This window comes from Streptomyces sp. CA-106110, assembly GCF_050936285.1.
GTDB lineage: Bacteria > Actinomycetota > Actinomycetes > Streptomycetales > Streptomycetaceae > Streptomyces.
Genome location: NZ_JBNJNB010000001.1, coordinates 10,944,448 through 10,971,355, shown reverse-complemented (window position 1 = coordinate 10,971,355; position 26,908 = coordinate 10,944,448). Strand labels below are relative to the sequence as shown.

At 68.5% G+C, this 26,908-nt stretch carries 23 protein-coding genes and 2 pseudogenes; 10 read left to right on the top strand and 15 right to left on the bottom strand.

The features are described 5' to 3' along the window. Positions 1-10 precede the first annotated feature (10 nt). The 7 genes from ACQEXA_RS50555 to ACQEXA_RS50525 all read right to left on the bottom strand — a co-directional run bounded on the left by ACQEXA_RS50555 (position 11) and on the right by ACQEXA_RS50525 (position 9,338). The gene (locus ACQEXA_RS50555; protein ID WP_433133306.1) at positions 11-2,224 is read right to left on the bottom strand and encodes a TIGR03767 family metallophosphoesterase; all 2,214 of its coding nucleotides are present in this window, start codon (positions 2,222-2,224) and stop codon (positions 11-13) included. A gap of 1,004 nt (positions 2,225-3,228) precedes the next feature. After that, positions 3,229-4,275, bottom strand: a complete 1,047-nt coding sequence (locus tag ACQEXA_RS50550) for an ABC transporter permease (RefSeq protein ID WP_433133304.1) — start codon at positions 4,273-4,275, stop codon at positions 3,229-3,231. A 272-nt stretch (positions 4,276-4,547) separates the two neighbouring features. Further along, positions 4,548-4,802: a hypothetical protein gene (locus ACQEXA_RS50545; protein ID WP_359410984.1), complete on the bottom strand. Its 255-nt coding sequence runs from the start codon at positions 4,800-4,802 to the stop codon at positions 4,548-4,550. Between the two features lie 263 nt (positions 4,803-5,065). Continuing rightward, positions 5,066-5,530 carry a phospholipase domain-containing protein gene (locus tag ACQEXA_RS50540; protein WP_433133302.1) on the bottom strand — a complete coding sequence of 155 codons (465 nt, stop codon included), beginning with the start codon at positions 5,528-5,530 and terminating at the stop codon, positions 5,066-5,068. 29 nt (positions 5,531-5,559) lie between these two features. Further along, positions 5,560-6,780, bottom strand: a complete 1,221-nt coding sequence (locus ACQEXA_RS50535) for an RNA-guided endonuclease InsQ/TnpB family protein (RefSeq protein WP_433133300.1) — start codon at positions 6,778-6,780, stop codon at positions 5,560-5,562. 195 nt (positions 6,781-6,975) lie between these two features. Next, complete coding sequence (locus tag ACQEXA_RS50530) at positions 6,976-8,292, bottom strand: transposase (RefSeq protein ID WP_433133298.1); 1,317 nt, start codon at positions 8,290-8,292, stop codon at positions 6,976-6,978. 191 nt (positions 8,293-8,483) lie between these two features. Beyond that, the gene (locus ACQEXA_RS50525; protein ID WP_433133296.1) at positions 8,484-9,338 is read right to left on the bottom strand and encodes a reverse transcriptase domain-containing protein; all 855 of its coding nucleotides are present in this window, start codon (positions 9,336-9,338) and stop codon (positions 8,484-8,486) included. Between the two features lie 71 nt (positions 9,339-9,409). Here ACQEXA_RS50525 and ACQEXA_RS50520 point away from each other — a divergent pair, with 71 nt between their 5' ends. The 4 genes and pseudogenes from ACQEXA_RS50520 to ACQEXA_RS50505 all read left to right on the top strand — a co-directional run bounded on the left by ACQEXA_RS50520 (position 9,410) and on the right by ACQEXA_RS50505 (position 12,479). Further along, complete coding sequence (locus ACQEXA_RS50520; RefSeq protein WP_359412606.1) at positions 9,410-9,787, top strand: hypothetical protein; 378 nt, start codon at positions 9,410-9,412, stop codon at positions 9,785-9,787. Continuing rightward, positions 9,784-9,939 (top strand): annotated as a pseudogene (locus ACQEXA_RS50515) (DUF5372 family protein); the annotation flags it as partial. The gene ACQEXA_RS50520 and the pseudogene ACQEXA_RS50515, both read left to right, overlap by 4 nt. Before the next feature lie 163 nt (positions 9,940-10,102). Further along, entirely contained in the window at positions 10,103-10,267 is a 165-nt protein-coding gene (locus ACQEXA_RS50510; protein WP_359412609.1) for a hypothetical protein, read from the top strand. Continuing rightward, the gene (locus ACQEXA_RS50505) at positions 10,260-12,479 is read left to right on the top strand and encodes a recombinase family protein (protein WP_432920226.1); all 2,220 of its coding nucleotides are present in this window, start codon (positions 10,260-10,262) and stop codon (positions 12,477-12,479) included. Before ACQEXA_RS50510 ends, ACQEXA_RS50505 begins: the two co-directional genes overlap by 8 nt. A 9-nt stretch (positions 12,480-12,488) precedes the next feature. Here the strand turns inward: ACQEXA_RS50505 and ACQEXA_RS50500 are convergent, their stop codons facing one another. After that, complete coding sequence (locus ACQEXA_RS50500; RefSeq protein WP_433132685.1) at positions 12,489-13,067, bottom strand: reverse transcriptase domain-containing protein; 579 nt, start codon at positions 13,065-13,067, stop codon at positions 12,489-12,491. Positions 13,068-13,766: 699 nt separating this feature from the next. Here ACQEXA_RS50500 and ACQEXA_RS50495 point away from each other — a divergent pair. Further along, positions 13,767-15,068, top strand: a complete 1,302-nt coding sequence (locus ACQEXA_RS50495) for an ISAs1 family transposase (protein ID WP_432923114.1) — start codon at positions 13,767-13,769, stop codon at positions 15,066-15,068. 189 nt (positions 15,069-15,257) lie between these two features. Here the strand turns inward: ACQEXA_RS50495 and ltrA are convergent, their stop codons facing one another. From ltrA to ACQEXA_RS50480, 3 genes and pseudogenes are all read right to left on the bottom strand, one after another. Beyond that, positions 15,258-16,676, bottom strand: a complete 1,419-nt coding sequence (ltrA, locus tag ACQEXA_RS50490) for a group II intron reverse transcriptase/maturase (RefSeq protein ID WP_432930471.1) — start codon at positions 16,674-16,676, stop codon at positions 15,258-15,260. Between the two features lie 616 nt (positions 16,677-17,292). After that, positions 17,293-17,571, bottom strand: a pseudogene (locus ACQEXA_RS50485) (transposase); the annotation flags it as partial. Between the two features lie 57 nt (positions 17,572-17,628). Beyond that, on the bottom strand, positions 17,629-18,936 hold the full coding sequence (locus tag ACQEXA_RS50480; protein ID WP_433133294.1) for an alkaline phosphatase family protein: 1,308 nt from the start codon (positions 18,934-18,936) through the stop codon (positions 17,629-17,631). Between the two features lie 73 nt (positions 18,937-19,009). On the opposite strand from ACQEXA_RS50480, the gene ACQEXA_RS50475 reads away from it, so the two are divergent. Further along, positions 19,010-20,716 carry an ISAzo13 family transposase gene (locus ACQEXA_RS50475; RefSeq protein ID WP_433128026.1) on the top strand — a complete coding sequence of 569 codons (1,707 nt, stop codon included), beginning with the start codon at positions 19,010-19,012 and terminating at the stop codon, positions 20,714-20,716. Positions 20,717-20,796: 80 nt separating this feature from the next. Further along, a complete protein-coding gene (locus ACQEXA_RS50470) occupies positions 20,797-21,726 on the top strand; it encodes a transposase family protein (RefSeq protein ID WP_432922089.1) in 930 nt (309 codons plus the stop codon). A 40-nt stretch (positions 21,727-21,766) separates the two neighbouring features. On the opposite strand, the gene ACQEXA_RS50465 is transcribed toward ACQEXA_RS50470, so the two are convergent. The 3 genes from ACQEXA_RS50465 to ACQEXA_RS50455 all read right to left on the bottom strand — a co-directional run bounded on the left by ACQEXA_RS50465 (position 21,767) and on the right by ACQEXA_RS50455 (position 24,016). Then, positions 21,767-22,066, bottom strand: a complete 300-nt coding sequence (locus tag ACQEXA_RS50465; RefSeq protein WP_433133292.1) for an alkaline phosphatase family protein — start codon at positions 22,064-22,066, stop codon at positions 21,767-21,769. A 29-nt stretch (positions 22,067-22,095) separates the two neighbouring features. Further along, complete coding sequence (locus ACQEXA_RS50460) at positions 22,096-22,536, bottom strand: hypothetical protein (RefSeq protein WP_432923294.1); 441 nt, start codon at positions 22,534-22,536, stop codon at positions 22,096-22,098. A 535-nt stretch (positions 22,537-23,071) separates the two neighbouring features. Next, entirely contained in the window at positions 23,072-24,016 is a 945-nt protein-coding gene (locus ACQEXA_RS50455) for an RNA polymerase sigma-70 factor (protein ID WP_432923297.1), read from the bottom strand. A gap of 172 nt (positions 24,017-24,188) precedes the next feature. On the opposite strand from ACQEXA_RS50455, the gene ACQEXA_RS50450 reads away from it, so the two are divergent. Next, on the top strand, positions 24,189-24,674 hold the full coding sequence (locus ACQEXA_RS50450) for a carboxymuconolactone decarboxylase family protein (RefSeq protein ID WP_432923300.1): 486 nt from the start codon (positions 24,189-24,191) through the stop codon (positions 24,672-24,674). A 153-nt stretch (positions 24,675-24,827) separates the two neighbouring features. Here the strand turns inward: ACQEXA_RS50450 and ACQEXA_RS50445 are convergent, their stop codons facing one another. Continuing rightward, complete coding sequence (locus tag ACQEXA_RS50445; protein WP_432923303.1) at positions 24,828-25,307, bottom strand: DUF2000 family protein; 480 nt, start codon at positions 25,305-25,307, stop codon at positions 24,828-24,830. A 49-nt stretch (positions 25,308-25,356) separates the two neighbouring features. Between ACQEXA_RS50445 and ACQEXA_RS50440 the strand changes: the two genes are divergently transcribed. Together ACQEXA_RS50440 and ACQEXA_RS50435 are read left to right on the top strand one after the other, a co-directional pair. Next, positions 25,357-26,202 carry an AraC family transcriptional regulator gene (locus ACQEXA_RS50440; RefSeq protein WP_432923306.1) on the top strand — a complete coding sequence of 282 codons (846 nt, stop codon included), beginning with the start codon at positions 25,357-25,359 and terminating at the stop codon, positions 26,200-26,202. A gap of 90 nt (positions 26,203-26,292) precedes the next feature. Next, positions 26,293-26,796 carry a methylated-DNA--[protein]-cysteine S-methyltransferase gene (locus ACQEXA_RS50435; RefSeq protein WP_432923309.1) on the top strand — a complete coding sequence of 168 codons (504 nt, stop codon included), beginning with the start codon at positions 26,293-26,295 and terminating at the stop codon, positions 26,794-26,796. Positions 26,797-26,908: the final 112 nt, after the last annotated feature.

Sequence of the window (26,908 nt, the reverse complement as noted above, 5' to 3'; positions counted from 1 at the left end):
ACCCGCGACGTCAGGGCGCCAGGAGCGCCTGCCAGGTCGGCGAGGCCACGATGCCGTCGGCCGTGAGCCCGCGGCTGGTCTGGAACGACCGCAGGGCGGAAGCGGTGAGGGGGCCGAAGATGCCGTCCACAGTCAACGCAGCGCCGTGGGCCCTCAGTTGACTCTGCGTCGCCGAGACGGCCGGGCCGGTGCTGCCCTGCTGCACCGTCACGACGAGGGCCTGCCAAGTCGCCGCGGCGGCGATGCCGTCGGCCGTCAGAGCGATCCCGGTCTGGAAGGACCGCAGGGCCGAGGCCGTGGCGGAGCCGAAGATGCCGTCCACGGTCAGGGCCGCACCGCGAGCGTTCAGCAGCCACTGCAGGGTCTTCACCTGCTCACCGCTCTGCCCCTGCTGGACGACCGGCCAGCCGACGCCGGGGAGCAGCGTGCCGGCGCCGGTGGGGATGGTGAAGGGCGCCGGGATGAGCAGCTGGGTGTTGCGCACGTCGGGGGTGCCGCGGCGCTTGTCGATGCCCCGGCCCACCTCCTGGATGTCGTTGGCGGAGAGCTCCCGCGCCACGGAGGCCAGCGCCGCAGGGCTGCTGGTGTCCCCGTTCGCCGACAACGGCGCGTCGGCGTCGACCATGGTGGTGAAGATGGAGAGCAGGCCGCCGCCCTCGGCGATCTCCAGGACACGGCTCTGGATCGGCCAGTCGATGTGCGAGGCCGTGTTCACCTCCCAGAAGCCCTTTCCGAGGGTGGAGGGGAAAGCGGGACGGTAGGCCGTGATGTTGTTGGCGTGAGTGTGGCCGTCGACCATCAGGACCACGTTCGGGAAGCGCAGCAGCAGATTACGCAGGTCGTCGCCGCTGTACGGGTGGTCGCTGTCCGTGTTGTCCATCGAGTCGATCGTGTGGTGGCAGAAGACGACGAAGAGCTTGTCCTTGACACCGGACTGGGTGACGACCGTCCGGGGCCTGGTGCCGTCGGAGTCGTCGAGCTCGTAGCGTGAGCTGTTGGCTTTCAACTGGCTCTGGAGCCAGTTCCACTGGTCCTCGTCGAGCGCGCCGTTGGCGCCCCCGCTGTCGTTGGTGGTGTCCAGGACGAGGAACTTGACGAGGTCGTTCGCCCCGGACGGTATCGCGTAGTACGCCGTGTCGCTGCCGGAAGTGAAGCCGTGCCCGGCCGGCAGCCCGGTGGTGTTGAAGTGCTCGGAGACGAACTCCTGCCGGGAGAGCAGCCGGCGGCTGGGGTCCGCTGTCACTGTGGCGGTCTTCAGGGTGAAGTCGCCCGTGATGATGTCCTCGAGGAACTGGATGTAATACGAGGGGTCCGTGTAGTTGAGGACCGGCGGAACCCCGGTGACCTGCGTCAGCTTGGTGGAGCCGGTGGCGATGCTCTTCAGCGGGTCGAAGGGCAGCACGTCCGGCGGGACGTTGCCCTGCACCATCGCGTCGTGGTTGCCGTAGGCGGCGTACCACGGCATGCCGAGGCCGGTGGCGGTGTACTGCCTGCGGGCGGCCGCCAGGAGGCCGGGGAGCACCGGGAAGCCGTTGAGGTCGTTGTTGTCCGGCGGGTTCTGATGCGCCTCGGGGTGCCAGTAGTTGACATCGGGTCCGAAGACGCCGCTCGACACGCTCTCGTCCTTGGCGAGGTTGCCGGAGTCGGGGCGGACGGTGTTGCCGTCGAGCAGGTTGATGTACCAACGGGTCTCGTTGTACTGGCAGTTGTCGACCGCGTCGCCGGTGACCACGGTGAAGGTCAGTGGGGCGCTGGTGCGCGGACCCCGGCCGACCGCTCTGACGGCCCGGCACATGGCGTCGGTGGAGTGCGTCGAGAGGAACTCGTGGGCCCGATAGGCGGAGGCGGTCGGGTAGGAGTTGTAGTGCGGGGGGCCGAAGTCCGCGAGCCGGTCGAGGCACTCCACGCGCAGCGGCGACTGGTCGTCGATGATGTGCAGGTCCGACATCTGGGCGAAGGCGGCCAGCGACCGGGTGATCTGGGGAGCGGCGACGTTGGCGAGGTCGCGGCGGACGATGTGCGGCTCGCCGGGACCCGCGACGACGCCGTGGTAGCCCTCCCCCAGGTCCGGACCGCGCTGCACGGTCACGTCCAGGGTGGTGAGCCCGAAGGTGGAGCCGCCGGTCGCGGCGCTGGCGGTGGCTCGCAGTCCGCCGACGTCGATGGCCGCCGCCACCACGCTCACTGCGGCCGCCGCGAGGATTCTTCGCCGGGAGATTTCCATGTCGCGTCCTGTTCGATCGGTGGGGTGTGTGGTGGTGGTGCCATGTGAAGTGGCGCTGTGGGGCGCGGGTTCCGTCCGCTGGGGCCGGAGAGGGCGTGAGACGGGGTTGTTGCCGGTCAGGGAAGGGCGCAGCAGGGCGGTGTGACGGGCGTAGCAGTGGCGGCGGGCGCCCTCAGGCAGCGGCCGGTGCGGGGATGCGACGGTGGAGGCCGTCGGCTACGCGGGACAGCGAGCTGCGGGCGACGAGGCCAGGAACTGCCGAGGCAGGTGCCGGCGCCTGCGCGAGGCCGGATCGCCGGCGAAGTGAGCTGTCCTGGGCGGCTTGGGCGCAAGGGGCCGCGGCGTCGGCCGCCGGACCTCCTGGGCACGCCACCGCCGGGATGCGGGCGCTGGCGACCTTGGGACAGGCCGATACGACACTGAGTTCCCCCTGGGTGATGCGGAAATGAGTGTCAGTCACTTACGTGGCCCGGCCGGGGTCGACGGCGAAAAGCCTCGCCAAGAGTGGGGCACGGAGACCCTGTGCGGCAAGAGTTGGGACAGTGACTCATCCACTGGGCCAGTCGTCCACCGGTCGGATCTGCGGGCCGTCAGGCGCGTCTCCCCGCCCGGCAGCGCCGACCGGCTGTCCCGAGGATGCCCGATGCGGCCTTCTCCCCTGCGTCACACGGGATTTGGCGCACTGGGCGTCGCGTCGCGCATGCCATGCCCGCACCCCTGGGTCGGCCTGCGTACGCCCGCCCTTCATCGCCGCGTGATCTGCCCGTACGGTTCACAGAGGCGCACTTCGAGGGCCGCGGGCCCGGCCCACGAAGATCTTCACGCTTGTGTGGTTCCTCACACGGAGTCAGCCGGGACACGCGCCGCAACGGATGCCCCCTATCCCCTTGTTGAGGGCGCAGGTGCCTGATGGCGCGTCACGACGCAACCGACCAGTCGGCGGTCCCTTGTTCAGGCCCGCGGTGGCTCGGCCCACAGCTGGTCCCCGGCGGCGAACCAGGTGATCATTTCGGGCCGGTGGTCGCTGCGGCAGCCTGGCCGTCGGAGCGTGCATGCCGCACAAGGAAGACCGACGCGCCGGCCAGGCACCACGCGGCGAGCACAGCATAGGGCTCAACGTGCTGGTTGTCGGGGAAGTAGATGGCGTTGCGCTGGGCACTCACCGACGCGCCCGGTGGCAGGAACCGCCCCAGAAAGCCGAGGACCGGAGGGAGCAGCGGCCAGGCCACCGCGCCCCCGGAGGAGGGATTGCCGAGGACGACCAGCAGCACCCAGGTCGGCAGCAGCGCCCAGCGGCCCAGGAATGCCTGGAAGGCCATGAAGATCACGCCGGAGGTGAACATGGTGAGTGCGCAGATCCCCCACGACTGGGCGAACGGCAGCCGTCCCACGCGGAGAACGAAGTCGATCATGACACAGATGGACAGGCCACCCAGCGCGGAACAGCCGGCGGTGGCGGCGATCCGTTCGGCGGGGCGCAACGCCTTGGCATGGATCCCGAGCTGGATGGCGCCGACGAAACCGAGGATGGTCGACCCCAGGGCGATGTAGAAGAGCGCAAGCCCCTGCGGGTCGGTGGCCGGGAGCGGCTTGATGTCCCTGACCCGGACCGGGATGCCGAGCGCCTGGCCGACCTCCGGGGCGCTCGCGCCCAGGAGCCGGGCGACCGACGCACCCGCGGCGCTCGCCACATCGACCTCCACCCCGGCCGGTCGAAGCTGCAGGATCGCGAACTCCCGTTGCGCGTCGACCGCGGCGAGCGCCTTGCCGTAGCTGGAGTACGGATGGAGGACCAGCGAAGTGCCGAGCCTGGCCTCCAGCGCACTGACGAACCGGTCGCCCCCGGCCGACTGTCCTGTCACCGCCACGGGGATGCGATGCGGTACGGGATTGGCCATCGCCCAGCAATAGGCGCCGACGAAGAGGCCGACCAGGACCGCGACGATGAGCGAGAGCACCACCGCCGGCATGAAACGCGAGGACGTCAGCCGAGACCATCCACCCTCGCGGGCCTGCCGAGGAGGCTCCGCTGAGGACCGATGTTCGCTCATGGCTGGGATGGTATGAGGGGCGCAGGGCGGCGCCCTACTACCGCACCGGGCGCGTCACCGGGATACCGGAACCCGGACGAGCGCGGGATGTGACCTGCGCAGCGCTTTCGAACTGCCCCCCGGCGGATACGCGAGCGAGCCCCGGACCACTGGTCCGGGGCTCGCTCACCCCCCTCGCCATCCCTGGGATCAGCGCGTCTCCGAGGGTTCCTACCGCAGCGGGCAGTCATGGCTCCGCAGCAACCCGCGCGATCCCGATCGGGACCCAGGGCCTAGCGGCGGCAGCCACCGTGGCCGGGGTGCCAAACGCGCTCCATGTGGCCGCGCTTCAAGTGGTGGTGCTCCCAGTGGGCCGGGACCCACACCTGCGTCCAGTGGCCCCGGTCGTGCGCGCAGTGGCGGCCGTGGTCCGGGCCGTGGTGGAACGGAGCGGCGGAAGCACTGCCGACCGCGCCGAACAGCGCCCCCGCGGACATCGCGACCGTCGCCGCACCCAACGCCGCGGCCCGCTTGAACCTGTCAGTCATCGAAGGTTTTCCTTTCCCTGCGAAAGAGGGTGATGCCCCCTCAGTTCCCCCGGCCAGGCAGGGCCGGGATGGATCTGATCCTGCACCGCCAGAAGACCCAAATCCACAAAAGACGCCCTTCATGACTGAATACTCATAACCCTCTCATTCGGCTCAAATACTCACATGATCCCACTGTGCAGCCAGGGGCGCCCCGCCCCCGGGCACCGGCGGGTGGGACCGGTCCCGGCCGCAGCTGTCGAACGGTCCCACCCCGGCGCGACTCACCCGGCGTGCACGGTTCCCGCGTAACGCTGGACGAACCGGGTGCCGGTACCGGCGGTGACGGTGACGTCGTACCGTCCTTCGTCGGTGCGCCAGGTCAGACGGGTGCGGTCACCGGCCTTGACCCACACGGTCTGCTCCTTGCCGGCGAAGTCGTTCGGCGTGACCGTGAAGGCCACCTCGGTACCGCCGGCATTGCGCAGTTCCAGTTCCAACGACGCGTTCTCCGGGCGTCCGGACGTCCTCAGCGCCGCCGTGACCCACGGCACCGCCACATCGTCCTGACCCTCACGCACGAGGGTGCCGGAGAAGCGGCGGACGAACCCGTCGGCGCCGTACACGGAGAAGTCGTAGCGGCCGTCGGTCGTCGAGGCGTCCCACACGTAGGTGCGCGACGAGCGCGCCGGAACCGTGAACGGCGTACCGTTGAAGGCTCCCCTCCCTGGAGGGAGGGGGTTCTCCACTCTCCAGGGCTGATGTGGGGATTCACGGCTCAGGCCGCCACCTGAGCCGGCGGCTCAGGTGGTCTTACGCCCTCGGCACCGTCCGGGTTCCAACCTGCCCGGACCAGCATCACGCGGGCGGAGTTCTTGTCCCTGGGCGAGACGGCTCCGCACGCGGTGCAGGCATAGGTTCTCATCGAGAGAGGTAGTGCGTGCTTGGTTCTCGCTCCGCACTGCGCGCAGTCCATCGTGGTGTGCGCCGGGTGCACGAGACGGACGTCCCGTGCGTGCTTGCGCCCCATCTCGACCAGAGCGCGTTTGGTGGCGGCGATGGCGGCATCGGCCGCCTTGCGGGCCATCGTGGTTTTCGCGAGGAACTTCGGGCGGAAGTCCTCCACCGCCACCCCGTCATGATCACGCATCACGGACTTGGCCCACTTGCGGCCGGTGTCCTCCCGCTGCCGCGCGACCTTCTTGTGCAGCTTCGCGGCCTGTGCCTGCGCCTTCCGGTAGCCCTTGGATGCGGGCCGGCCCTTCGGACGCCGGCGCCGGGCCATCATCCGCTGGTAGCGGGCGAGCCCCTGCGCGGCCTGCTTGCCGTGCTCGCCATGCGGGAGATCGTAGGCGTCATCCGTGGTGGTGGCGGTCTCCTTCACACCCCAGTCCACACCGAGCACCCGCCCCGTGAGGGCAAGCGGTTCGCTCTGCGCGGGGGCGACGAAGGACACATACCAGTGCCCGAGCGTGTCCTGGTACACGCGCACACTCGACGGGTCGGCCGGAAGAGCCCGCGACCACACCACGCTCAGCACGATCTGGCCCGCAAGGTGCAGACGACCGTCCTTCAGACGGAAACCCCGCTTCGTGTAGTTCAGGCTCGGGCGGCTGTCCCGCTTGCGCTTGAAGCGGGGCATCCCCGCCCGGCGGTGCACCGGAAGCCGGTCCTTAATGTCCTTCAACGCCTTCGCCCGCGACTTGGCGAAGTCCCGAATCACCTGCTGCTGCGGCACCGAGGCACCCTCGGCCAGCCACGGCGTCACCCCGCGGGCCTCGGTCAGCATCCTGTCCAACTGCGCCGGACCACACGTCAGCTTCTCTCCGGACTCCTTGGCTCGCTGGTGGATCTGCTTGGACTTGGCCACGCACTCGTTCCAGAGCCACCGGCAGCGGTCCCACTCCGCTTCAAGTGCGCGCCGCGCGGTAGCCGACAGGCGCACACGGAAGGAGTACCGGGCATGCCCGGCCCCCTCCGTGGTCGCGTCTGTCGTCATGCATCCGAACCTACCCGGGGGGACTGACACTTGAGACCTCTTGATCGCCACGGGCTCGCTCACCTCGTCGCGGGTGGACGGTCCTTCGCCCTGGAGGCGAAACCCCTATTTCCTGTCCTGCTCCGCAGAAGTCCGATTCCTCCCCGGCCTGAAGGACTCCGTTGGGAAATCCGTAAACCGGGTGTGGGTGGGCCTTTATGCGGCCAGGTCAAGTCGGGCCAGATGCGAGGTCCTGGTCTGGCCGAGTGGGGTTTCGGTGAGCCAGGCGTCGAGTCGGATGATGTTGATGGCGGTGACGGCGAAGACGTGGCCGAGGTGGGTCTTGGGCAGGTCGGTGAAGCGGGTCCGGCGGATGCGGGTGCGCCGGACCGCCTGGGAGATCGTGCCCTCCACGCCGGCGCGGATGTTGTAACGCTGCTGCCACTCGTCGGTCAGCTGCTCGCGGCGCCGCGCTTCCAGCGCCTCCTGCTGGTCCCGGGGAAGCAGGGTCAGACTGCGGCCCCATTTGCCGTTCGCCGCCTTGGTGCACTTCTGGCGCACGGGGCAACTGCCGCAGTCTTGGGCGGTGAAGTGCACCCTCGCGACGGGAGTTCCGCTGCTCTTTCGCTGGTCGGACCAGCCGGCGCTGATCTTGCCCTCGGGGCAGGTGACCTTGCGGGCCTGCCAGTCGACGGTGAAGGCGCTCTGCGTGAAGTGCTCGCCTTCGTGGTTCTCGTGGCAGGTGTCCAGTCCGACCGGCCCCACCAACTCGATCCCGTACTCGTTCCGGGCGGTGACGATGTGCGCGGCGGTGACATAGCCAGCGTCCACGTCGTGCTCGGCAGGCAGTAACTCCCGTGCGGCCAGGCCCTGATGGACGGACTCGGTGACTTCGGTGTCGGCGACGGTCGCGTCCGTGGTGATCACCTGGGTGATCAGGTGCGGGACGTCCGACTCGCAGGTCTCAGACAGGTGGGTCTTGTAACCGCACCAGCCCGAACCCCGCTTCACGCCGTAACGGGCGTCGGGGTCATAGGGCGAGGAGAGCCGGCATCTGCCCGGCGGGAGGTCCTTGCCCTCCCGCCAGTGCACCCCCTCGCCATCGCAGTGGTACTGCTCCACCCAGGCCCGGCGCAGGACCTGGACAGCAGGGATCTCCCGCAGCCAGCCCGGCGAGCCGGGAGCGAAAGCGGCCTCAAGAATCGTGAAGCCGTCACGGCCTACCTGCTCGGCCCACTCCTGACGCACGTTCTCCCCTTTGGGGAAGCGGCAGGAGTCGATCCGGACACCGTATCGTCTGACCCAGTCCGCAGTGACCAGCGCGGACAGCCACTGCGGGGCCGCCGCTGACAGGGCCTCCAGGGCAGCCCGCAGGGTCTCGCCCACGAACTCCATCCGGTTCAACGTCCCCACCGCCGCGAGCACGTGGGTGGAGTCGGTCCGCTGACGGCCCCCTGCGCGCAGCAGCCCGATCCCGGAGATTCGCTCCAGGACCAGGTCCAGGACCTTCTCCTCCAGTCCGTGCTCGATCAACCGGGCACGGAAGTCGCAAAGGACGAAGAAGTCAAACCCCGGGTCGTCCAGCTCCAGGCCGTGAAGTCGGCCCGGAGCGCGGTCCCCGCCTTTCAGCCGGGCCGTTTCTCCGGGCCGCTTCCCGCACCCGCCGTGCGCCTCTCAACGCAACGGGCGCTCCACAAGTCCCGGTGATGTCCTGATGGTTGGCCTCACCTCGTGAGCGGCCATGGGGAGGGGATGACTGATCCGCGGTAGCGATAGCGCGTGGTGTGCACCTTCGCCGGGCTGAACAGTTCCCGTTCCTCGCTGGCCGGCCACCAGCCGCCGCAGAAGCGGCGGCGCAGATTCTTCCAGTTCATTCGGGGGTGCTTGCGCCGAAGCCACCAGATCACCCGGCCCCAGGCATACGAGCTCAGGTACTGGAAAACGGCACTCGACACTCCGGGCCGGAAGTAGGCGCACCAGTCCCGCAGCATCCGGTTGAGACAGATGAGCAGGGTGTCGAATGGCACGTCTGTGCCTGTTCTGCGGCACTGCGTCTTGACCTTGGCCATCACGGCCGCGAGGGCCTTGCGGGACGGGTAGGTGTAGACGTAGTGCTTGCTGGTGCCTCGCTTGCGATGGCGTTGGATGCGCCAGCCAAGGAAATCGAGGCCCTCGTCGATATGGGTGACCAGCGTCTTCTCCGGCGACAGGCGAAGGCCCATCGTGGAGAGGACCTGGGCGGCCTCTTCCTTGAGCGCCTCCGCGTCGGACTGGGTGCCCGACACGACCAGACACCAGTCGTCCGCGTAACGGATCAGCCGATAGTTCGGCAGTCCGCGACGGCGGCGTTTCTGGCGGTCGTTGAAGGTGCTCGCTGGACCTCCCGGGCCCCGGGCGATGTGCTCGTCCAGGACGGAGAGGGCCACGTTGCTCAGCAACGGGGAGAGGATTGATCCTTGCGGGGTTCCGGCGCTGGTCTCCCTGAACGCCCGGTCCTCGCCGAGGATGCCGGACTTCAGGAACGCCTTCACCAGGGTCAGGACGCGTTTGTCCCCGACGCGAGCGCGCACCCGGTCCATCAAAGCGGCATGCGAGATCTCGTCGAACGAAGCCCGGACTTACTACCCGCATCGAGGACCTCGCGGCCGCGTTGCGCGCTGGGGCCGCGGGGTTGTACTGCGCGGTGGCGGCCGTCGAGTTGCTGATTGGCCAGGAACGGTGGCTGCGCCGCGACGACTTCATCGCGGACTTCGTCGAGATCGTCCCTGCTGCGGACGGGACGCCGATGGCGTTCGTCGACTGGTCGCGGGTGGCAGCCTGTCTGAAGCGCGGGCGGCTGGCCTGCTCCACCGGCGAGGGCCAGGTGCTGCGGCTGTGCGCGAGCCTGGTCGAGGGCGTCCCCGTTGACCTGGGCACCGTGTTGACCAGCGTGGACGCACCCACCGTGGTACTGGTGGCCCGCGCCGTGCTGCGCGCCGGCGGCTGTGCGGAGGTCGCTCTGCCCTTGCGAGACGGTGGTGCGCGGTGAGGTCCGTGCAGGTGGTCAGGGACCACCACCCGCTCAAGGGCCGCAGCCTTCAGGTACTCGGCCAGATGCACTGCCGGGGACGGCTGGAGCTGCTGCTGGTCCTGCCGGACGGGAGCAAGTCGCTCATCCCGGCCGCCTGGACTGACTTCCCTCAGGACAGGGAAGAAGCCACCGGCGCCGGAGACGATCGCATCAGGCAACTTGCCTCGTCGGTCAAGCTGTTGGAGGCGCACGGGCTGGTTTCCTCGCTTCTCGCCCGGGCGATCGCTGGGCGGGAGCAGGCTGCACGGCAGTCACCGTGCAAGGAGGACGACCGTGCAGCCTGTCCAACTCAGTCTGCTCCCCGAGCAGGTATCCCCGCCGCAGAACCAAGTGATCGGCCGACTCCCGCAGCCCCAGCTGCAAGAGGCCGTCACCCAGCTGGCCCATCTCATCGCCAAGATGACCGCCGCACGCCGAACGGAGGCTGACGATGAGTGAGCACAGTAAAGTCACCGCGTCCCATCGACAAAGAGCGGCGATCGTCTACGTGCGCCAGTCCACTCTGCTTCAGTTGGAACGCAACAGGGAGTCCACGGCCCGCCAGTACGATCTGGGCCAGCGTGCGGTGGCGCTCGGGTGGTCCCGTGCGCAGGTCAGCGTCGTCGATGAGGACCAGGGCATCTCCGGCGCCAGTGCCCTGGGGCGGTCCGGGTTCGCCGGGCTGGCCGCCCGGGTCGGCCTGGGCCAGGTCGGGATCATCCTCGCGCTCGAGGTGAGCCGGCTGGCCCGCAATAATGCGGACTGGTACCGGCTGCTCGACCTCGCGGCGATGACCGACACGCTGGTCGCCGACGCGGACGGCGTCTACCACCCGCGCCGGTTCGACGACCGCCTCGTGCTGGGCATGAAGGGGACCATGGCCGAAGCTGAGCTGCACATTCTGCGGGCCCGCCTCGACGGCGGGGTGCGCAACAAGGCCGCCCGCGGGGAACTGCGACGCGGCCTTCCCGTCGGTCTGGTCTGGGGCGAAGCCGATGGCGAGATCCTCTTCCATCCCGACGAGGCCGTGGTCGGCGTGATCCGCGCGGTCTTCGAACACTTCGCCGCCTGCGGCTCAGCGCGCGGGGTGTGGCTGTGGTTGCGCGAGCAGGGCCTGAAGTGGCCGCTGCAGCCGACCGGGTACGTCAACGGCACCGAGATCGTCTGGGTCGAGCCGACCTACCACGCGGTGCACAACACGCTCACCCACCCCGCCTACGCCGGTGCCTACGTCTACGGCCGCACCCGCTTCGAACGCCGCCTCGACACCGACGGCACCGTGCGCACCCACCGCCGCGTCCTGCCCCGCGACCAGTGGCAGGTCCTGATCGAGGACCACCACGAGGGCTTCATCACCTGGGAGGACTACCTGGCCAACCAGGAGAAAATCAGTGCAAACACCCGCCCGCGGCGTCACGAGCCCGGCACCGGCGCGGTCCGTGAGGGGTGCGCGCTGCTGCAGGGCCTGGCCGTCTGCGGCATCTGCGGGCGCAAACTCGCCGTCTTCTACCAGGGCCCTGCCAAGGCCACCCCCGGCTACTACTGCACCGGATCCGGACAGCTGGTCGACGGCCGCGGCACGCGCCACCTGCAGGTCGGCGGGCAGGCCATCGACGCCGCGGTGGCCGCCGCGTTCCTGGCCGCGCTCACCCCCGCCGCCCTGGAAGCCTGCCTCAAGGCTGCCGACCAACTCGAAGCCGACCACGACACGGCGCTTGCCCAATACCGGCGCGAGGTCGAGCGCGCCCGCTACGACGCCTTGCGCGCCGAGCGCCGCTACCGAGCCGTCGACCCGGACAACCGCCTGGTCGCCCGCGGCCTGGAGGCCGACTGGGAGAAGACGCTCACGGCCCTGGCCGCCGCCGAGGCCGAGCTCGCCCGCCGCGATCGCCGCCAGCCCACCGCCCTCACCGCGGCCGAGCGCGCCACGGTGCTCGCCCTCGCCGACGACCTCCACCCGGTCTGGACCGCCGAGACCACCACCGACAAGGACCGCAAGCAGCTGCTGCACACCCTGCTCGAGGACGTCACCCTCACCGTCCACCGCGACGACTCCGACCCGCGCGCCGAGGCAGTCATGCGCTGGAAAGGCGGCGCGATCAGCAAACTGGTGGTGCCGATCCGCCGACCGCAGCCGAAGATCCGCACCGACGAGGACACCGTCGACCTCATCCGCCGCCTGGCGGTGCACTACCCGGACGCCCAGATCGCCGGGATCCTCAACCGCCAAGGTCGGCGCACCGCCCGGGGATTGTCATACACGGCCAGTAGAGTCCAATCACTACGGCACCACTGGGGCATCCCCTGCCACACCAAGAGCGACAAGCCGCAGGAAGGAGAGCTGGTCACCGTGGCCCAGGCCGCCGACCGACTCGGTCTCGCGCCCTCCACCCTGCATCGCTGGCTGGGCGACGGCTTCATCGCCGGCGAGCAGGACACCCCCGGCGCCCCCTGGCGCATCCGCCTCACCGACGAACTCCGTGCCCTATTCGTCGAGGACGCCCCCGACGGCTGGCTCGCCATGCTCGAGGCCACCCTCGCCTACGGCGTCTCCCGCCAGACCCTGTTGCAGCGTGTCAAGCACGGCGAACTGAAGGCCGTCCACGTCCGCACCGGACGCAGAAAAGGCCTGCGTATCGAGCCCCCGACCCCTCAGAACAGCCTGTTCTGACCCCCACAATCAGCACAAGGAGCAGTGTGACGATGCGTCAAAGCAGGCTTTGATGTCGCCTTCCACGATCCACTCGTAGGAGTGGGAAGTGAAGTGGCGGACCTCGGCCACCGCGTCATGAGCCCGGTGGTTCGGGCGGAACCCGTAAGAACACGGGAGGAAATCCGCCTCGAAAATCGGCTCTAGCACCAGCTTCAGGGACGCCTGCACCACCCGGTCGGTCACGGTCGCGATCCCCAGACGGCGCTTCTTGCCGCCCGCCTTGGGGATCATCCTTTCCCGGACCGGGAGCGGGCAGAAAGTGCGGTCCTTGATTGAGGACCGCAGCCCGTCGAGGAAGTTCTCGACGCCCCGCACGGTTTCCACGTAGTAGGCGGTCTCGCCGTCCACTCCGGCCGTGCGGGCTCCCTTGTTGCCCCGCACCCGAGCCCACGCGACCAGCAGGAACGCGGGGTCGGCAACGAGGTTGAACAGATCACTGAATCTGCGATGAGGGTCCTCGCGGGCCCATCGGTGCAGCTTCGTCTGGATCTCCAGTACCCGGCGTTCCGCCCTGGTCAGGGCGTATTCCAGCTCGTCGGTATTCACCAACGGCCTCCTGGCCTTCCAGTCCTTCGGCTGCTGACTTGCTGTCCTCCTTCGCCATGTACGCGCCTCTCGCGCGCTCGGACTACTGCGAGGACTCCGCCACAGTCCGGTGCCGTCAGCCGACGACGGGCCTGCCCTCCGCCCGGCTGGCTGCCGGGACTTGGGCGGCATCGGACCGCTTCCCACGTTCACCGCTATCCGGTTGTCGAGTGAGCCGCCCAGCTGTACCCCGGCAGCATCGCCATGTCTACGCCGCAGACCTTCAACATGGCCTCCGGACCAGCGCACTTCACCAGCCACGGAGACGCCCCCACCTCCTTCGTGGGAACGAGCACTGCACCCGGCCCAGATCCGCCAGATTCGAGCCGGTGGAAGTGTTACGAGGCTTCAGACACTGGTTCCTCTCGTACAGCTTCTCGTCTCGCTTGCCGGGCCCATACCGTCTGGCAGTTCCGGTACGTCCCGTCGTTGTCAGGGCTGCTTACCACCCTCCCGCGCGACTCCGCGATCAGGCTGCCCTCAGCTTCGCTAGCCTGCTGCGACAGGCCAGCGGCGGAGTCCTTTCACCCCCAGGGCCCCGGCGTTCAGGCGGGTTGTCCCGGTTCACGGTGATCGGTGGGGCGGGAGAGCGGGAAGCAAGCGGACACGGCCCCTTGTGGATCATGGAGGTGTCGAAGCTTCACGATCTGCAAGGATGCCGTGTCCGTTGCTCCATCATCTCCCACGCCCGCTGCCGTACCATCAGCCGCCCCGTGTCAGGTACCGGCCGGTGTCCAGGGCGAGGAAGTAACCGTTCTGCTGGCCGAGTTCGCCCGCATCCCCGATCCCCGTGCCGAGCGCGGGCGCCGCTTCCCGTTACCGTCTGTCCTGGCGTTGTCCGTGTGCGCGCTGACTCCGGCGGGCAACGACTCGCTCACCGCGGCCGCCGAGTGGTGCAGGCGCGCCACCGACGACGAACTCGCAGCCTTCCAGCTCCCGTATGACCTGATCGCGGGCGGCTACCGCGTGCCCAGCGAAAAGACCCTCCGCCGGGTGTTGGGCCTGCTCGATCCGGCCCGCCTGAGCACTGCGGCCTTCGCCTACCTGCGTCCCCTACTGCCTGGGCCCGGGCAGACGACAGCCGGCGCCCGTGTCACGCCGGACGGGCTCGACGAGCGTGAGCAGCGCCGCCGCCACGGTGAGGCCGCCGACGAGGACCGCCCCGCCCCACGCCGCCACGCTATAGCGGTCGACGGCAAGTGCCTTCGTGGCGCCCGCCGCCCCGACGGCAGCCACGTCTTCGTCCTCTCGGCCGTCACCCACGGCGACGGCATCACACTCGCCTCCCGCGAGATCGGCGCCAAGACCAACGAAATCCCGGAGTTCGCCCCGCTCCTCGACCAGATCGACGACACCGACCTGACCGGCGCGATCGTCACCGTGGACGCCCTGCACGCCCAACGCGACCATGCCACCTACCTGGTCGAACAGCGCGGCGCTCACTACCTGTTCACGATCAAGGGGAACCAGAAGAAGCTGGCCCGCCAGCTGCACGCCCTGCCCTGGAAGGACATCCCTGTCGTCCACCGCGACGACACCACCGGCCACGGCCGCAATGAACGCCGACTCGTACAGGTCGCCACCGTCAACAACCTGCTGTTCCCCCACGCCCGCCAAGTCCTGCGTATCCAGCGCAAGCGACGTGCGGCCGGGCAGAGACGCTGGCGCACCGAGACCGTCTACGCGATCACCGACCTGCCCGCCGAGCAGGCCACCGCGGCTGAGATCGCCTCTTGGGCCCGCGGCCACTGGACCGTGGAGAACACCGTGCACTGGTGCCGCGATGTCACCTTCGGCGAGGACGCCAGCCAGGTCCGCCGCCACCACACCCCCGCCGTCCTGGCCGTCCTGCGCGACCTGATCCGTTCCGCTCTCAAGCTCGCCGGCTGGGCCAACATCGCCGCCGCCCGACGCGCCCACACCGACCGGCACCGCGTCCTCGCGCTCTATGGACTCACGTGATCACGAACCCGGACATCCAACCTGAACGCCGGGGCCCTGCTTTCACCCCCGCCCGGAAAATAGGTGAGGTCGACCCGGAGCGCGGTACTGGCCTCACGACCAGCCCGTTTCTCCGGGTCGCCTCCCGAACCCGGCGTGCACCGCTAAGCGCACCGGGCTCTCCACAAGTCCCGTGGGTCGGTGTTCACTTCATGCTGTGCTCGGCCACAGTGTCGGGATGCGTGTTCCCCGGTAGTAGTAGCGCTTTGCGCTCACTCTTGCCGGATCGAACAATTCCTTCCCGCCCTCGGCGGGCCAGATGCCGTAGCGTCGGCGTAGTACCTTCCAAGGAACGCGCCGATGCTTGCGCTCCTGCCATCTGATGATCTCCTTCCAGAGATAGGCCCTCAGATAGCTGAAAGTCGCGTTCGAGCACCCGTACTTGAAGTACGCGGTCCAGCCCCGCAGCATCCGGTTGAGCTGACGCAGCAGGTCTTCGAGCGACAGGTTCGTGCTCCGCCGGCATATCGTCTTCACCTTGGCCATGACGGCCACCAGGGCCTTCTTGGCTGGATAGACGTAGACGTACTGTTTGCCGGTGCCTCGCTTCTGGTGGCGCTGGATGCGCCAGCCGAGGAAGACGAGGCCCTCGTCGATATGGGTAATCAGGGTCTTCTCCGGCGACAGGCGTAAGCCCATCGTGGACAGGACCCCGGCGATTTCTTCCCGCAGGGCTTCAGCGTGTGCCTTGGTGCCCGACACGAGCAGGCACCAGTCGTCCGCATACCGCACGAGACGGTAGTTGGGCAGACCTTGACGGCGTCGCTTGGCCCTTCCATACGGGCTGGCTCCGGGGCCGCCCGGCCCTTGGGCGATATGCTCGTCCAGGACCGAGAGAGCCACATTGCTCAGCAACGGCGAAAGAATCGACCCTTGCGGAGTCCCAGCGTTGGTATCCACCAGCGTGCCGTCCTCATCGAGGATGCCAGCCTTCAGAAATGCCTTCACCAGATCCAAGACACGTTTGTCTCCGACCCGTTCCCGCACCCGGCCCATAAGAGCGGTGTGCGAGATTTCGTCGAAGCAGGCTTTGATGTCACCTTCAACAATCCACTCATACGAGCGGGATGCGAAATGGTGCACCTCGGCCACTGCGTCGTGAGCCCGGCGATTCGGACGGAATCCGTAGGAACACGGGAGGAAATCCGCCTCGAAAATCGGCTCCAACACCAGTTTCACGGACGCCTGGACTACCCGGTCTCGGATGGTCGCGACCCCCAAGTAGCGGACCTTGCCGCCAGCCTTGGGAATCGCGCGTCGCCGAGCCGGGAGGGGCCGGAAGGTGCGGGCTTTGAGATCATCTCGCAGTTCCGAAAGGAACCCCTCCAGCCCCCGCACGGACTCGATGTAGTAGGCGGTCTCGCCGTCCACTCCCGCCGTGCGCGCGCCCTTGTTATTCCGCACCCGATCCCAGGCCACCAGCAGGAAGCCCGGGTCCGCGGCGAGGTTGTACAGATCATCGAACCTGCGATGAGGGTCATCACTGGCCCAACGGTGCAGCTTGGTCTGGATTTCCAGTACCCGGCGTTCCGCCTTGAGTAAGACGTATTCCAGTTCGTCGGTATTCACCAACGGCCTCCCGGCATTCCAGCATCCTTATTGCCGACTTGCTGGCCCCCTTCGCCATGCGCGGACCTCTCGTCCGCTCGGACTACTACGGGGCCTCCGCCCCATCCCGCGCCTTCGACAGACGACGTATCTATCCCAAGAACCCGGATGGATTCCGGGCCCGGGGAACAACGCGAGATGGTTCCCGTGTTCACGGTGAATCGATCGGTCAGTCCGGCGCCCAGCTTTGCCCCGGCAGCATCGCCACGGTTACGCCGCAGGCTTTCGCCGTGGCCTCCCCACCGACACGCCAAGTCGGCTACGGAGTCAGCCCGCTCAACGAGCGAACTGTGCGCTACAACCCGGCCCATATCCACCAGATTTGAGCCGGTGCCACGCTTACGGAGCTTTACCACTGGTTCCTCTCGTACGCCCTCTGATCTCGCTCGCCGGACCCGGCCCGTCTGGTAGTTCCGAGCAGTCCCGGCTTTGTCAGCGCTGCTTCCCGCCCTCCCCGGCGTCTCCCGGATCGGACTGCGCTCAGCTCCCACCAGGCTGCTGCGACAACCTGGCGAGGAGGTCTCGCACCTCCTTCGATTCACCGCGCCTCACGGCGCACCGGCGCCTCGTGGCGCACGAGGAGGAACTTCCAGTCCATCCGCGCCCGCACCTGGTCAGCGGCCTGCCGGTCGGTGAGGCCTTCGGCATACTGCAGCACCGACACCAGCGCCAATGCCCCAGGCGAGACCGCCGGCCGCCCCCGTCCGGGGAACGCCTCGGCAAAGGACTCGTCCTCGAACAGCGGACCGAGCGCCTCACGGACACGGACCGCAAGCGTCCCCTTCGGGAACGAAGCCCGCACCACCCGCGCAGTTAGCTCCGGCACTCCGCGATCAGCCCGCGGTTCCAGCGACATCCAGCCCCACCCTCGATCAGCGAACAGGCCGATCATGGCAGCCCGGCACACTCATCATCACCGGTTTACGGATTTCCCAACGGAGTCCTGAAGGCCGGGGCATCCTCGGAGGAACCCGGTGAAGGGCAGGGCGATGTTGGGCAGCACGGTGAAGTGGTAGCCGACACCACCGTCGTTGGTGAGCGTGCACGTGACCTTGCCGGTGGCCCGGTCGACCGCCACGTCGGCCCACGGACGGTACGGCAGCGCGCGGTGCGGGCGCTGTCCCTGCTCCTGCCCGGGCATGGACTGCTGGTCGGGTATCTTCACCGCTGGCAGGGAGCTTCCGGCGTCGGCGTTGGCCATCAGTGCGACCGTGTCGGGCAGTTCGGGGATGCTGTAGTCGGGCTTGCCGAAGTCGAAGCAGCTCGTGAGGTCGCCGCAGACGGTGCGCCGCCAGTCGGAGATGTTGGGCTCGTGCACGCCGGTGACGCGTTCCAGGAAGCGCACCACCGATGTGTGGTCGAACACCTGGGAGTTGACCCAGCCGCCTCGCGACCACGGCGACACGACCCACAGCGGCACCCGGCTGCCCAGGCCGATGGGCTTGCCGTTGGCGAACTCGTCCTTGGTGCCGGGCTCCGGGAACGGCGGGATGACGTGGTCGAAGTAGCCGTCGTTCTCGTCGTACATGAGCAGGAAGACGGTGTGCTTCCAGACGTCGGGGTTGGAGAAGAGCGACTGCAGCGCGGTGTTGACCCAGTGGGCGCCGTAGTCGGGGCTGGCCGCCGGGTGTTCGCAGAACAGGTAGGGCGCCACCAGCCAGGAGACCGTGGGCAGGGTGCCGTCCTTGCAGTGCTGGTCGAACGCCGTGAGGTCGAACTTCGTCATGGCGTTGATGTAGCGCGGGTCGTCCTTGGGGAACTCGTGGAACTGCTTGAAGTACGACAGCGCGTTGTCGTCGTAGTCGCCGTAGCGGTCGTCGGAGCCGTCGGGGTTGTGGTAGACGCGCCAGGTGATGCCGGCCTGCTCCAGACGCTCGGCGTACGTCGTCCAGTCGGCCACCGGGTTGTTCGTGACCGGGGTGTTGTCGGTCCACGGGCCGGTGGTGCCGTCGACGCCGGGGCCCGCGGTGCCGGTCCACAGGTAGAGGCGGTTGGGGTCGGTGGGGCCGTTCAGCGAGCAGAAGTAGCCGTCGCAGAGGGTGAAGGCGTCGGCCAGGGCGTACTGGTAGGGGATGTCCTGGCGGGTGAAGTAGCCCATGGTGCGCTCGCCCTTGGACTGCACCCACTTGTCCATGGCGCCGTGGTTGACGGCGCTGTGGCCGGTGTCCCAGTCGTGCGGGAGACCGCCCGCGTTCTGCGCGTTGTACTTCGTGGTGTCCATGCGGAACGGCAGGAGATAAGGGCGCGCAGAGAATCAAGGCGTTGCTTCCGTGGATCTGGCTCGTTGATGTGATATGGCCATATCGCAGGAGACTCGTGATCAACTCTTTGTGAGATTAGCGGTGTTGGTTCCGCACCTGGACGAGCGTCAGCGCCGTCTGCTGATGGGAACCGAGGCCCGGATCCTGGGACACGGCGGGATCCGGGCGGTCGCGCAGGCGGCCGGGGTCAGCGAGACCACCGTCCGCAAGGGCGTCGACGAGCTGGAGGCGGGTGCGGAGCCTTCGGGACGGGTCCGCCGCCCCGGCGGCGGGCGTAAGAGGGCGGCCGAGGTGGACGAGGGGTTGCGTCCTGCGCTGTTGGCGCTGGTCGAGCCGGATATGCGTGGGGATCCGATGTCGCCGCTGCGTTGGACGACGAAGTCGACGCGCAAACTCGCCGGTGAACTCACTCGGCAGGGCCATCGCGTTTCGGCGGACACCGTCGGTGACCTGCTGCGCGAGGAGGGCTTCAGTCTGCAGGCCAACGCCAAGACGATCGAGGGCAGCCAGCATCCCGACCGCGACGCGCAGTTCCGCTACATCAACGAACAGGCCCGCGATCACCGAGACGCCGGGGATCCGGTGATCAGCGTGGACACGAAGAAGAAAGAGCTGGTCGGCGAGTACAAGAACGCTGGGCGTGAGTGGCAGCCTCAGGGCGAGCCGGTGCAGGTCAAGACGCACGACTTCCTCGACCGGCAGGGGCCGGGCAAGGCGATCCCCTACGGGATCTACGACATCACGGCGAACACCGGCTGGGTCAACGTCGGGTGCGACCACGACACCGCGGCCTTCGCGGTCGCTTCGATTGGCCGCTGGTGGCATGCCCGTGGCCGGCACGACTACCCGCATGCCGCACGGCTGCTGATCACCGCGGACGCCGGCGGCTCCAATGGCTACCGCACCCGCGCATGGAAGACCGAACTCGCAGCCCTCGCGGCCGAGACCGGCCTGCAGATCACGGTCTGCCACATGCCGCCCGGCACATCGAAATGGAACAGAGTGGAGCACCGGCTGTTCTCCCACATCTCCATGAACTGGCGCGGCAGACCGCTGACCAGCCACGACGTCATCGTGAATACCATCGCAGCCACCACCACCGGCACCGGGCTCCGGGTCGAGGCCGCACTCGACACCAACACCTACGACACCGGCATCAAAGTCACCGACGCCGAGATCGACGCCCTGGCGATGAGCAGGCACCGCTTCCACGGAGACTGGAACTACACGCTCCACCCCGCCGATGCCCCGCCCACTCCCGGCCCGAGGACGGATCCCGCGACCGTCGCCCGGCCGGCTGCAGCACCGGCTCGCATCGACGGCTCCATGCTCTGGGACCCTGAGCTGACCGGCATGACCTTCGTCGAACTGGACACCCTGCTCAACGATCTGATCCCTGCCCTGGCCGAACAGCGCGAGCGGCTCCGCCACGAGCGACGGGGCGGCGAACGACACCGAACACGCGGCGCAGGGGCCAAGGACAAGCTCTCCGACGCCGACCGGATCCTGGCCACCGTGCTCTACCAGCGCAAGATCGGCACCCATGACTTGCTTGCCCAGCTCTTCGGCGTCACCAGAAGCACCCTCACCCGCGCTGTCCAGGAAGTGCGACCCCTCCTGGCCGAGGCCGGCCACACGATCCCGCCGTCGACAGCCAGATTCCGCACCCCAACGGACCTGGCTACCCACCTCGACAGGTACGGCAACCAGCCACCAACGAAGATCAAACCAGCATGTTGATTCTCTGCGCGCCCTAACGGCTTGGTGCGCGATAGCTGACACCCCCTGCCTAGGTACGCGAACGGCCGTGCGGGACGATCATGATTGTGACGTCAGGATGGGCCCGCACGGCCTTGAGACATCGTATCTGTACGGGGATCCCGCGCCGCCGCTTAAGCAAGCTGATTGTGGAGCTGGCCGACCCGTGGACGGCCCGTGAGGAGTCCCGGCTGCGCGAACGCCGAGGCCACGACCGGCAGCGCGCCGCAGGAGCCGGCCCCGACCACGAACTGGTCTTCACCGACCGGGTCATTGCCACCCTGGTCGTCCTGCGCTTCCAACTCCCGCACGCCGCCCTCGCCGTGTTCTACGGCGTGGACCGCTCCACGATCACCCGCGCCGTTCACGAGGTACGCCCCCTGCTCGCCGCCCGCGGTTTCGCTATCCCCGATGGCCCCGACCTGCGGCTTCGCTCCCTGGCTGATGTCTTCGCCTACGCCGCCTCCCACGGTGTGGAACTGCGGATCGACGGTACCGAGGTCCGTGTACGCCGCCCCCGGGCGAACAAGCCCGGCCGCCGGGCGTTCGTCTCCGGCAAGATGAAGCAGAACACCAAGAAGGCCAGCGTCATCAGCGACGAGAAGGGCCGCACCCTGTGGACCGGGGCCATCCGGCCCGGCCGTATGCACGATCAGACCGCGCTGAAGACCGAAGGCATCTCGGACCTGTTCGAGCAGTTCCCCCAGGTGAAGGCCAAGGTGGACGCCGGATACCGAGGCCTGGCCAAACAGTTTCCCAACCAGGTCGAAGCCCCGCCGCTGAAGCCGAAGAAGGATTCCCCGCCCGAAGAAGTAGCTGTCTGGGAGGCCGCTCGCAAGAAGCAGTCCTCCGAGCGGATTCCAGTCGAGCACGCCAACGCCGAGCACAAGCAGTGGCGGTCCCTCCAGCGCTGGATCGGACGCCGCGAGTACTACGACGAGACCCACCTGGCCATCGCCAGCCTGGTCTCCGACCGCACCGCCGAGCGGTGATCATCCACCAGCCAACCCGCCAGGCCAACACGACCCGACCTCAATCGCGCACCAACTCGTAACCCTCCTTGCGGCTTCTGGCGGGCTGGCGGAAGACCGGGTCGCCGTTCGACAGGACGGTCGCCTGGCGGTCGTCGAAGCCCCGTACGCCGCTCAGGGTGCCGAAGTAGTGGTCGAAGCTACGGTTCTCCTGCATCAGGATGACGACGTGCTTGACGTCGGCGATGCTGCCCTGCCGGGTGTCGCGGCCCGCGGCCTCCGCGGTGCCGGGGAGTCCGGCAGCGACGGCGGCACCGGCCGCGGTGGTGCCGATGAAGGTGCGGCGGCTGATCTCAGTCATGGGAGGAAGGTCCTTCGGGTCGTTCGGGGTCAACCGCGGGCGGACAGGGAGAAGGTGACGACGGCGGCCGCGTGGTCGGAGGGCCAGCCGTTGGCGGAGGTGTCGGGCACCGGCCGGGGCCAGCCGGTGAACAGGCTGTGCGCCTCCAGCACCTTCAGCCGCCCGGCGTACTGGACCTGGTCGATCCGGTCCTGGGGTTCCGCGCCGCCGCCCTCGCGCTGCGGCCTGACGGGGGACCAGGTGATGCCGGGCGCCTTCACCGGGCTGGGGTTGGCGTCCCGGAAGGCGTCGACGAGTCCGGCCTTCTCCAGCACCTCGGTGACTGGCCATTCGACCCGGCCCACTCCCCCGTGCGCGGCCGCCGTCCGGTTCGTCCAGTCGTGGTGGGACGGCGAGGCCAGGCCGCCCGCCAGGACGACGGGGGTACGGGAGGCGAGTTCCGGCCGCATCTCGGCCAGCAGCGCCTGCACCTGCCGGTAGCGTGCCGTGCCCTTCTCCGCCTCTCCGCCCCGAATGCCGCCGCGGCGGCACCCGGGTGAGCAAAGTTGTCTATATAACTTCGCTCCCAGCAAGCCGTTCCACGGCGACGGGCCCGTGAACGACGGGTTGCCGCCGTCCGGGGAGTAAACGGAAATCTGAGGATCACCTGAGCGGGCCGAGTAGCCGAGGTCCGACCTCAATACCCTTCTGAGCAGCCATATTCTGAGGTCGCCGGGTTCCGCATCGGCCCTTCGAGACAGCAAGAGCCGCATCCCCCGACCGGCAGCCCCGGGGGATGTGGCGCCGTGCGCCCGGCGACGACTCCTACCTCGCTGTGCACACAGCCGCGCCATACCGAGGGCGTTCAGTACCCCGGATCCGGCAGCCCAGTGATGGCTGGACGGCGGCTGCGGTCCAAGCGCCGGCGTGTGCTGATCCGCCGACAGAACGCGAGTTGCGGTGGGGCGGTGGACGCTTCGGCGCCGGTGGCGATGACGGACCTGTTCGTTCCCAGGAGTCCCGGACTCAGCGGCGCAGCGCCATCTCCCGCTGCATGTGCGACAGTTTCTCCGGATTGCGCACCGCGTAGAACCCGGTGATGAGACCGTCGTCGATCCGCACCGCCATGACGGTGTCGATCGCGCCGTCCTGCCGGATGACCAGCGCGGGGTAACCGTTGACCTCCGCCGGTCGCAGCGACCACCCTTCGACGGCGATTCGGCCCAGTCCTGCGGCGAGCAGGCGGCCCACCTTGTCGGCCCCCACGATGGGCCGCGGGACGGCCTGCTTGAGGCCGCCACCGTCACCCAGGAAGACGACATCCGGCGCGAGGATGTCGAGCAGACCCTGCAGGTCGCCTGTATCGGCCGCCCGTTGGAACGCATCGAGCGCGTTCCGGGTCTCGGTCGGGGAAACGACCCCGCGCGGCCGGCGCGCCGCGACATGTGCCCGTGCCCGATGCGCGACCTGACGGACCGCGGCCGGGCTCTTGTCGACCGCCTCGGCGATCTCGTCGTAGCCGAGGTCGAACACCTCGCGCAGCACGAACACCGCCCGCTCGGTCGGCGAGAGCGTCTCCAGCACCAGCAGCATCGCCATCGAGACGCTCTCGGCCAGCTCGACGTCCTCGGCCACGTCGGGTGCCGTGAGCAGCGGCTCGGGCAGCCAGGGGCCGATGTAGGACTCCTTGCGGCGGCCGAGTGTCCGCAGCCGGCTCAGTGCCTGGCGCGTGGTGATCCGGACCAGGTACGCACGCTGGTCCCGCACCGTGCCGAGATCGACACCCGCCCACCGCAGCCAGGTCTCCTGCAGGACGTCCTCCGCGTCGGCGGCCGAGCCGAGCATTTCGTAGGCCACCGTGAACAGCAGATTGCGATGGGCGACGAACGTCTCGGTGGCGGCGTCCGCGCGTCCGCCGTCGGCGGGCTGCCCGGCCGTGTCCTCTGTGCGATCGCTGTGCTCGCTGTTCACCGGCTGCTCCTGCCTGTCCGCTCTCCACGATGCCACGCGCACAAGACGCCGGTCCCCGCGGTTTTGTGACACTCGTGGACAGTGGCGCACGTCACACGACCGCCCTGTCACAAGCGGCCGGTCGCCGGCATCTCGTGTTCGTTCAGGCAACACCACGAGTGAGGACGAGGTCATGGACGCCCGATTCAACATGTTCGACAACGAGATCTCCGCCAAGTTCGCCAAGCGGTTCGCCAACGCCGGCCTCGTGATCCAGCAGTCGCCGTTGCCCAAGTCCACGCAGGAGCTGGTGTCGCTGCGCGCCAGCCAGATCAACGGCTGCGGTTGGTGCATCGACATGCACACCAAGGAGGCCACGGCCGAGGGGGAAACCGCGGTCCGGCTCCACCTGGTCGCCGCCTGGCGCGAGTCGACGGTGTTCACCGAGGCCGAGCGGGCCGCGCTGGCGCTCGCCGAAGAGGGCACCCGGCTCGCGGACGCCCACGACGGCGTGTCCGACGAGACCTGGGCCCAGGTACGCAAGCACTACGACGACGACCAGGTCGCCGCGCTGGTGTCCTTGGTCGCCCTCATCAACGCGGCCAACCGGCTCGCCGTGATCGTGCATCAGCGGGGAGGCACGTACGAGCCCGGCATGTTCGCCGCCGCGTTCAACTGACCGGCGGACGAATCGGGCCCGGCCCAGGATCGTTCGATCCGGGCCGGGCCCGCCCATGTCCGGGCACGGCTGCACATCTCAGGCCCGCGAGGCACACCGCCCGCGCTGTGTGCAGCTGGCGGCCGTTTGCCGGCTCGTCGCCACGCCTACTGCTCAGGGGTGCATCCGCGCGCCTTTGAGGACCTTGTCCACGGCGTTGCGCGGCCCGTAGACGGCCATCCCCACCAAGTCGAGCTGATCGGTGCCGACCGACCGTACAGCCGCCCGGTTGTCCCGGTCGTTGCCCGTGCTGAACAGATCCGAGGTGAACACAGCCATCGGCAAGGATCGGGACAGGGCACGACCGTGCGCTGTGGTCAGCATCTCCTTCGTGCCCTCGAAGACCAGAACCGGCTGGCGGAGCATCGGCAGATACGGGGTGCCGTCGGCGTCCGCATAAGGCTCGCCGATCACCTCGGGTGACACCGTGCCGAGCCCGCTGACGACGAAGGCGGTCACATTCAGCCGTTGCCAGGGTTCCAGGTCGTCGTGCAGCAGTACGGCGATCTTCGTGTCGAAGCGAACGGGCACGTTCTGCGTCTCTGCACCGCTCTGGGCTCCGGCCGGGGTCTCGGTCTCATCCTTCGTTCTCATGCTTTGAGACTGCAGGTAGTAGTCCTTCGCCGTCTTGTACGTTGTTTGCATGGTGCACGGGCAGGAAGTCTCTGCGTGGCGCCCCTCGGTCCCGGGCGTCGTGGAGGTCTTCCACGCCCACTTCACCGAGCACGTGTACCCCATGCATGTACATGACGCCTGGACGCTGCTGATCGTCGACGACGGCGCGGTCCGCTACGACCTGGACCGCCATGAGCGCGGCACCCCGAACGACACCGTCAGCCTGCTGCCGCCGCAGGTCCCGCACAACGGCTCGCCCGCCACCTCTCACGGCTTCCGCAAGCGGGTGCTCTACCTCAGCACGACGCAGCTGGACGAGAGCTACATCGGGCCGGCGGTCGACGGCCCGGACCTCACCGATCCCGTTCTGCGCCGACGCATCGGCCAGCTGCACACCGCCCTTGCCCGCCGGGGAGACGAACTCGAGGCGGAGAGCCGGCTGGCCCTCATCAGCCAGCGCCTGCGCGAACACCTGCGCCCCAGGACGGCTGTCATCGGCGGCACGGTTCCGCACCGTGGCATCGCGCACGACCTGCGTGACCTCCTCGATGAGAGATTCCTCGAAGGCACCACGCTGGAAGAGGCCGCGCGATCGCTCCACGCGCACCCCGCCCATCTCGTACGTGCCTTCAGCGCCGCGTTCGGCATCGCACCGCACCAGTACGTGACGTCCCGCCGCGTCGACCTTGCCCGTCGCCTGCTCCTCGACGGACGGCCACCGGGCGAGGTGGCAACCGCGGCCGGCTTCTACGACCAGTCCCACCTCACCCGGCACTTCAAGCGGCTCCTCGGTATCGCCCCGGGTCACTACGCCCGTACGGGAGCCCATCGGCTGAGCAGGAACCGACCGCGCTCGATGCCGCACGGGCTCTGATACGCCGACGACGTCCGAATCCCGCCAGCACCAGGCATTCCAGGACAGCAAAGTGGGTGGTGGAAGGAATGCTGACCTGAGGAGGCGACGATGACCGCCTGCACGATGATCACCAGCCCGCTGGGCGACCTGCTCCTGGTGGGCGAGGAGACGGCACAAGGGACCACTCTGTCCTCGCTGTCGATGCCCGGCCAGAAGAACGCCCCGGCCATCCGCCCGGATTGGCGCCAGGACCCGGAGCCGTTCGCGGACATCGTCCGCCAGTTGAAGGCGTATTTCGCGGGCGAACTCTCGCAGTTCGACATCGCGTTGACGCCGGCAGGCAGCGACTTCCAGCGGCGTGTCTGGCACGCGCTGGAGCGGATCCCGTACGGCGACACCACCACATACGGCGCTCTCGCCGCGCGGCTCGGCCTGCCGCGCGAGCGGATCCAGGCCCTGAGCGCGGCGGTCGGCGCGAACCCGGTGCTGTTGGTGCGTCCCTGCCACCGCGTCATCGGTGCGGATGGCTCGATGCGCGGGTACGCCGGCGGCGTCGAACGCAAGGTGCAGCTCCTCACCCACGAGGGTGCCCTCCAGCCGACGCTCATGTGATCCGCAACGCTCGCATCGCGCCCCGGGTCACGGCCCCCGGCAGACGGCGCCGGGGGCCACCTCACCTCCCGCCATCCTCGTAGAGCGATGTCCGATTTCCGCCGGACAATGC

Excerpts from the sequence above, each read along its gene's own strand:
- ACQEXA_RS50555 (WP_433133306.1), bottom strand. The coding sequence starts at position 2,224 with ATGGAAATCTCCCGGCGAAGAATCCTCGCGGCGGCCGCAGTGAGCGTG.
- ACQEXA_RS50550 (WP_433133304.1), bottom strand. The coding sequence starts at position 4,275 with ATGAGCGAACATCGGTCCTCAGCGGAGCCTCCTCGGCAGGCCCGCGAG.
- ACQEXA_RS50545 (WP_359410984.1), bottom strand. The coding sequence starts at position 4,802 with ATGACTGACAGGTTCAAGCGGGCCGCGGCGTTGGGTGCGGCGACGGTC.
- ACQEXA_RS50535 (WP_433133300.1), bottom strand. The coding sequence starts at position 6,780 with ATGACGACAGACGCGACCACGGAGGGGGCCGGGCATGCCCGGTACTCC.
- ACQEXA_RS50525 (WP_433133296.1), bottom strand. The coding sequence starts at position 9,338 with ATGGACCGGGTGCGCGCTCGCGTCGGGGACAAACGCGTCCTGACCCTG.
- ACQEXA_RS50505 (WP_432920226.1), top strand. The coding sequence starts at position 10,260 with ATGAGTGAGCACAGTAAAGTCACCGCGTCCCATCGACAAAGAGCGGCG.
- ACQEXA_RS50480 (WP_433133294.1), bottom strand. The coding sequence starts at position 18,936 with ATGGACACCACGAAGTACAACGCGCAGAACGCGGGCGGTCTCCCGCAC.
- ACQEXA_RS50475 (WP_433128026.1), top strand. The coding sequence starts at position 19,010 with ATGGCCATATCGCAGGAGACTCGTGATCAACTCTTTGTGAGATTAGCG.
- ACQEXA_RS50470 (WP_432922089.1), top strand. The coding sequence starts at position 20,797 with ATGATTGTGACGTCAGGATGGGCCCGCACGGCCTTGAGACATCGTATC.
- ACQEXA_RS50465 (WP_433133292.1), bottom strand. The coding sequence starts at position 22,066 with ATGACTGAGATCAGCCGCCGCACCTTCATCGGCACCACCGCGGCCGGT.
- ACQEXA_RS50450 (WP_432923300.1), top strand. The coding sequence starts at position 24,189 with ATGGACGCCCGATTCAACATGTTCGACAACGAGATCTCCGCCAAGTTC.
- ACQEXA_RS50445 (WP_432923303.1), bottom strand. The coding sequence starts at position 25,307 with ATGAGAACGAAGGATGAGACCGAGACCCCGGCCGGAGCCCAGAGCGGT.
- ACQEXA_RS50440 (WP_432923306.1), top strand. The coding sequence starts at position 25,357 with ATGGTGCACGGGCAGGAAGTCTCTGCGTGGCGCCCCTCGGTCCCGGGC.
- ACQEXA_RS50435 (WP_432923309.1), top strand. The coding sequence starts at position 26,293 with ATGACCGCCTGCACGATGATCACCAGCCCGCTGGGCGACCTGCTCCTG.